Here is a 5,875-nt window from a genome sequence, read left to right as displayed (position 1 = left end):
GGTGGCCCATGGCGCGGAGCCACTCGAGGCCGCGCAGCAGCTCCCAGTTCTGCTCGCCGGCCTTCGCGAAGCCCAGGCCCGGGTCGACGATCAGCTGCGCGGGCTCGACGCCCGCGGCGAGGAAGCGGCCGGCCACGTCCCGCAGCTCGCACACGACGTCCGGGACGGTGTCCTCGTAGACGGCCAGCCCGTCCATGGTCTGCGGGTTCCCGCGGTTGTGCATGAGGATGTAGGGCGCGCCCGACGCGGCGATCAGCGCCGGCATCTCCGGCTCGTGGGCGAGGCCGGAGACGTCGTTGACGATCACCGGCCCCAGCGCCAGGGCGGCCCGGGCGGTGGCGGTGTGGCGCGTGTCCACGGAGACGACGACGTCCTCGGCCAGCAGCGCCTCGATCACGGGCAGGATGCGCTCCTGCTCCTCGGCCGGCGGCACGGCGCGGGCCCCGGGGCGGGTGGACTCCCCGCCCACGTCCACGATGTCCGCGCCGTCCGCGACCATGCGCCGGGCGTGGTCGAGAGCCGCGCGGACGGTGGCGTGCTCCCCGCCGTCCGAGAACGAGTCAGGGGTGACATTGAGGATGCCCATGACCAGGGTGCGGGCTTCGGGCAGCCGCCCCAGCAGGGCGCGGTTCGCCTCCCGCGCCGCCGCGTCGATGCTCTCGTCCACGTGTCCTCCTCCGCCGTCGGTGGTCCTCAGCCGTGCATGATGAGGCTCATCGCCTCCGAGCGCGTGGACGGATCCCGCAGCTGGCCGCGGACCGCCGAGGTGACGGTCTTCGCGCCCGGCTTGCGCACACCCCGCATGGACATGCACATGTGCTCGGCCTCCACCACCACGATCGCCCCGCGCGGGGCCAGGTGCTCCATGAGCGCCTCCACCACCTGCGTGGTCAGCCGCTCCTGCACCTGCGGACGCCGCGCGTACAGCTCCACGAGGCGGGCCAGCTTGGACAGCCCCGTCACGCGGCCCTCGGCGGAGGGGATGTAGCCGATGTGCGCGGCGCCGTGGAACGGCACCAGGTGGTGCTCGCAGGTCGAGTAGAACGGGATGTCCTTCACCAGCACGAGCTCCTCGTGCGCGATGTCGAACGTGGTGCCGAGCACCTGGTCCGGGCTCTGGTGCAGGCCCGCGAAGAACTCCGCGTAGGCCTTGGCCACCCGCGCCGGGGTGTCCGCCAGGCCCTCGCGGTCCGGGTCCTCACCGATCGCCAGCAGGATCTCCCGCACCGCCGCCTCGATGCGCGGCCGGTCCACCGCGGTGGAGTCCGGGTCGAACGTGCCGGGGACGGCGTCGTCGGGGGTGTGGGCTGTCATGCGGGTCTCCTGCGCGGTCAAAAGGTCGGTCCCTCGCCGGGGCCCGGCGTGTTGCTCGGGCCGCCGTGCGGCGGCAGGCCGGGGCCGGCCGCGTCCCCGCCCAGCGACGACGGCGGCGCGCCCTCCGGACGCACCGGCACCGTGGTGCCCTCGACGCCGACGGGGGTCTGCTGCCCGCCGTCATGCCGCGAGCGGCGCTCGGAGGGGGAGCGGACGGGCGGGATGTCCTGCGGGAGCCGGTCGTCCGAGGCCAGCCACACGCCGCGCTCGGGCCGCTTGCGCACGTCCGCGAAGATGGCGGCGATGGCCTCCTGGGTGAGCGTCTCCTTCTCCAGCAGCTCGTAGGCCAGGCGGTCCAGGACGTCCCGGTTCTCCGTGAGCACCCAGTGGGCCTCGGCATGGGCCTGGTCCAGCAGGGTGCGGACCTCGACGTCCACCAGGTACGCCAGCTCCTCGGAGTACTCGCGGGAGGAGCCGCCGGCGGCGCCGCCCACGAAGGGCTCGGAGCTGCCGCCGCCGAGCTTGACGGCGCCCACCTTGGCGGACATGCCGTACTCGGTGACCATCTTGCGGGCCGTGTCCGTGGCCTTCTGGATGTCGTTCGCGGCGCCCGTGGACGGGTCCTTGAACACGATCTCCTCCGCCACGCGCCCGCCCATCGCGTACGCGAGCTGGTCCAGGAGCTCGTTGCGGGTGACGGAGTACTTGTCGTCCTCCGGGACCACCATCGTGTAGCCCAGGGCGCGGCCGCGGGGCAGGATCGTGATCTTGGTGACCGGGGCGGAGTTGCGCAGGCCGGCCGCCACGAGCGCGTGGCCGCCCTCGTGGTAGGCGGTGACCTTGCGCTCGTGCTCGTTCATCAGGCGGGTGCGCTTCTGCGGGCCGGCCATCACGCGGTCCACGGCCTCGTCCAGGGCGTGGTTGTCGATCACGTTGTTGTTCGAGCGCGCCGTGAGCAGCGCGGCCTCGTTGATCACGTTGGCCAGGTCCGCACCCGTGTAGCCGGGGGTGCGCTTGGCCAGGGAGCGCAGGTCCACGTCCAGGGCGATCGGCTTGCCCTGCGCGTGCACCTCGAGGATCCTGGCACGGCCCTCGAGGTCCGGGGCGTCCACGGGGATCTGGCGGTCGAAGCGGCCCGGGCGCAGCAGCGCCGGGTCCAGGACGTCCGGGCGGTTGGTCGCGGCGATCATGATGACGTTCGTGGAGGCGTCGAAGCCGTCCATCTCCACGAGCATCTGGTTCAGGGTCTGCTCGCGCTCGTCGTTGCCGCCGCCGATGCCTGCGCCGCGGTGCCGGCCGACGGCGTCGATCTCGTCCACGAAGATGATGGCGGGCGCGTTGGACTTGGCCTGCTCGAAGAGGTCGCGCACGCGCGAGGCGCCGACGCCCACGAACATCTCCACGAAGTCCGAGCCGGAGATCGAGTAGAACGGCACGCCGGCCTCACCGGCCACGGCCTTGGCGAGGAGGGTCTTGCCCGTGCCGGGCGGGCCGTAGAGCAGCACGCCCTTGGGGATCTTGGCGCCCACGGCGCGGAAGCGGTCCGGCACGGTGAGGAACTCCTTGATCTCCTGGAGCTCCTCCACGGCCTCGTCCGCGCCCGCGACGTCCTTGAACAGCACGTCCGGGTTGTCCTTGTTGATCAGCTTGGCGCGGGACTTGCCGAACTGCATGACCTTGCCGCCGCCGCCCTGCATGCGGGACATCAGGAACCAGAACAGCAGTGCGATGAGCAGGAACGGAACCATGAAGCCGAGCAGCGAGAGGAACCAGTTGCTCCGCACCGGCTCGTCCGTGTAGCCGTCCAGGGCCGAGTCGTCCACCGCGGTGACCACGTCCGTGGCGCGCGCGGTGGCGAAGTAGAAGTAGACCTCCTTGCCGAGGTCCCGGTCGTCCTGCTTGTAGGGCTCACGCAGGGTGAGGTCCACGCGCTGGTCCCCGTCCACCACGCGGGCCTGCGCGGCCTTGTCGTCCTTCAGCAGGGCCATGCCCACGTTGGTGTCCACCATGGTGCGGCCGCTCTGTGACGTGGTCAGCGGGATCGCGACGGCGAGGACCAGCAGGCCCAGCAGGATCCAGACGTAGGGCTTGTTGAACAGCTTCTTCACGGTCCGAGTGTCTCCTGGTCTGCCGCGGGGGCCGGGCTCCCCGGGGCGGCCGCCGTGCAGCCGGGGCCGGCGCAGGGCCGACGTCGCGCCCGGGTCAAGCCTCCACGGTACCGGCCCCGCCCGGGTGTCCGCTGACTGTTCGCGTCAGGTGGACAGGGCGCGGGCGGTCAGCCGGCGCCGACGTCGGCCAGCACCGTCCTGGCACCCACCGGGAATGCGAGGGGTCGGAATGGCGCGTGGATCGCACCTCAGAGCGACCGCTCGCATGACAGGAACGCTGGCGCTGCGACCGCGCCCCTGCGTCCCCGCCTGCACAGACCCCCGTGCACCCGCATCCCTCCCCAGGCCGGCGGCGGCTCAGGACGCCGCCCGCTCCACCGCGCCAGGCTGGCACCATGCGTCACCCCGCCCCGCTTCCCGCGGCCTTGCTTCACGGCCCCTTCACCGCCGCGCAGGCGAGGGCCGCCGGCATCGACCGCAACCGGCTGCGTCGCTCCGACGTCGAACGCCTCGCCCGGGGCCTCTACCGCCGGCGTGAGGCCACCCCGGCCGCCGTCGAGCGCCCCGTGGCCGGCTCCTCCCCCTACCGGTGGAGCACCCCGCTCTCGGCCACCCAACACGAGCTCCTGCTGCGACTCGCCCGGCACCGCGCCACCACGGTGGTGTCGCACCAGACCGCGGCCCGCGCCCGGGAGATCTGGCTGCCGGAGCGACTGGACGCGGGGGACGACGTCCACGTGAGCCGCCCGCGAGACCGTGGCCAGCTCTCCCTCCCCGGCGTCACCTCCCACCGGACGGCGCTCCCGCCCGCGGATGTGGAGCGCGTGCGGATCGGCGGCCTGGCCTGGCACGTCACCGCCCCGCCCCGTCTCTGGGTCGACCTCGCCGCCCTGCTCGACGACGACGAGCTCGTCATCCTCGGCGACCATCTCGTCCGCCGGGCGGAGCTGTCCGGCGGCCCGGGCGCCGCCGAGCGGACCCGGGCGGCCCTGACCCAGGCGGCCGAGACCAGCCCGTCCGCGCACAACCGGCGACGACGGCTCCGCACCGCCGCCACGCTGGTCCGGGTGGGGGCGCACTCGCCGAAGGAGACGCGGCTGCGGCTCGCGCTGAGGGCCGCCGGGCTCCCCGAGCCCGCACTGCAGCTCGAGGTCTGGGACCCGGAGTTCTCCCTGCACCACCCCGCGACGGCGGACCTGGGCTATCGGCAGGCGAGAGTGGCCCTGCACTACGACGGCGGCCACCACGGCGCGGATCGCCAGATCGACCGTGACGTGCAGCGCAACGCGGCCTTCGAGCGACGGGGCTACCGGAACATCACCGTGTCCTCCTCCGACGCTCGCCGCGGATTCACGCGCGTGATCGTGGAGGTGCGCCGTCACCTCGGGGACGCCGGCGACCTGTCACGCAAGGAGTCGGAATGGGGCGTGAATGGCACCTCAGAGCGACCGCTCACGTGACAGGTCGCTGCTGCGGCGGCCACGCCGGGCCGGGCCCCCGGTCAGCTGTACACGTGCGGGGCGAGGGTGCCCACGAAGTCCAGGTTGCGGTACTTCTCCGCGTAGTCCAGGCCGTAGCCCACCACGAACTCGTTGGGGATGTCCCGCCCGACGTACTTCACGTCGATGTCCACCTTCATGGCCTCCGGCTTGCGCAGCAGGGTGCAGATCTCGACCGAGGCGGGGCCGCGGGATTCGAGGTTGGCCTTGAGCCAGGACAGGGTCAGACCGGAGTCGATGATGTCCTCGACGATCAGGACGTGCCGGCCCGTGAGGTCCGCGTCGAGGTCCTTGAGGATGCGCACCACGCCGGAGGACTTGGTGCCGGAGCCGTAGGAGGAGACCGCCATGAAGTCCAGCTCCACGTGGGAGTGCAGGGCGCGGGTGAGGTCGGCGACCACCATCACCGCGCCCTTGAGCACGGCGACGATGAGCAGGTCCTTGTCCGCGTAGTCGCGGTCGATCTGGCGGGCCAGGTCCGTGATCGTGCCCTGCACGTCCTCGCGGGACATGAGGACGTGGCTGAGGTCGTTCTGGACATCCTGTGCGTCCATGCGCCGCTCCTGGTGAGTGCTCGTGCGGGAATGCCGGGCCGGGCCGCAGTCAGGGACCGGGAAGGCAGGGGATGAGGTCCAGTCTGGCACACGCCCGATGCGCGGCCACCCCGCCGGGCAGCTCCACCGGACCGGCCGACGTGCCCCCCGCGTGGGCGCCCGTCACGAGGGTGTCCACCGCGAGGATCCGTTCGTGGGGCGGGGCCTGCCCTCCCGCGGCGCGGGCGGCGCGCGCGATCACGCGGTGGCGCACGGCGGCGGGCAGCGCGGCCAGGGCGTCCAGGTCCAGGGAGACGACGCGGCGCCAGCTGGTCGCAGACCTAAAGTACTACTCCGCCGAGCCGGCCACCGTGGCCGGGATCGAGGTGCTGCTGGCCCGCACCGGCTACACCGGGGAGGA

Annotated in this window: 6 protein-coding genes and 1 pseudogene; 2 read left to right on the top strand and 5 right to left on the bottom strand. The window is 72.8% G+C overall.

The features are described from left to right. The 3 genes from folP to ftsH form a co-directional block, all read right to left on the bottom strand. A partial coding sequence (gene folP / locus D8M29_RS07690; protein ID WP_127445887.1) for a dihydropteroate synthase occupies positions 1 to 667 on the bottom strand: 667 nt, incomplete at its 3' end. 26 nt (positions 668 to 693) lie between these two features. Further along, positions 694 to 1,314: a GTP cyclohydrolase I FolE gene (gene folE, locus D8M29_RS07685; RefSeq protein ID WP_010079671.1), complete on the bottom strand. Its 621-nt coding sequence runs from the start codon at positions 1,312 to 1,314 to the stop codon at positions 694 to 696. A gap of 17 nt (positions 1,315 to 1,331) precedes the next feature. Then, the gene (gene ftsH / locus D8M29_RS07680) at positions 1,332 to 3,422 is read right to left on the bottom strand and encodes an ATP-dependent zinc metalloprotease FtsH (protein WP_127435126.1); all 2,091 of its coding nucleotides are present in this window, start codon (positions 3,420 to 3,422) and stop codon (positions 1,332 to 1,334) included. Between the two features lie 395 nt (positions 3,423 to 3,817). Here ftsH and D8M29_RS07675 point away from each other — a divergent pair, with 395 nt between their 5' ends. Continuing rightward, positions 3,818 to 4,882 (top strand): type IV toxin-antitoxin system AbiEi family antitoxin domain-containing protein, encoded by a 1,065-nt coding sequence (locus tag D8M29_RS07675; protein ID WP_127445886.1) that lies wholly within the window; start codon positions 3,818 to 3,820, stop codon positions 4,880 to 4,882. A 41-nt stretch (positions 4,883 to 4,923) separates the two neighbouring features. On the opposite strand, the gene hpt is transcribed toward D8M29_RS07675, so the two are convergent. Together hpt and D8M29_RS07665 are read right to left on the bottom strand one after the other, a co-directional pair. Further along, a complete protein-coding gene (gene hpt / locus D8M29_RS07670; protein WP_044659872.1) occupies positions 4,924 to 5,475 on the bottom strand; it encodes a hypoxanthine phosphoribosyltransferase in 552 nt (183 codons plus the stop codon). Positions 5,476 to 5,524: 49 nt separating this feature from the next. After that, entirely contained in the window at positions 5,525 to 5,716 is a 192-nt protein-coding gene (locus D8M29_RS07665) for a hypothetical protein (RefSeq protein WP_238693351.1), read from the bottom strand. On the opposite strand from D8M29_RS07665, the pseudogene D8M29_RS14195 reads away from it, so the two are divergent. Further along, a pseudogene (locus tag D8M29_RS14195) lies at positions 5,646 to 5,875 on the top strand (hypothetical protein); the annotation flags it as partial. The gene D8M29_RS07665 and the pseudogene D8M29_RS14195 overlap by 71 nt on opposite strands.

Origin of the sequence: Micrococcus sp. HSID17227 (assembly GCF_003989405.1) — a bacterium.
GTDB classification, from domain to species: domain Bacteria; phylum Actinomycetota; class Actinomycetes; order Actinomycetales; family Micrococcaceae; genus Micrococcus; species Micrococcus luteus.
The sequence above is the reverse complement of the archived record's forward strand: the minus strand, read 5'-3'. Positions and strand labels throughout refer to the sequence as shown.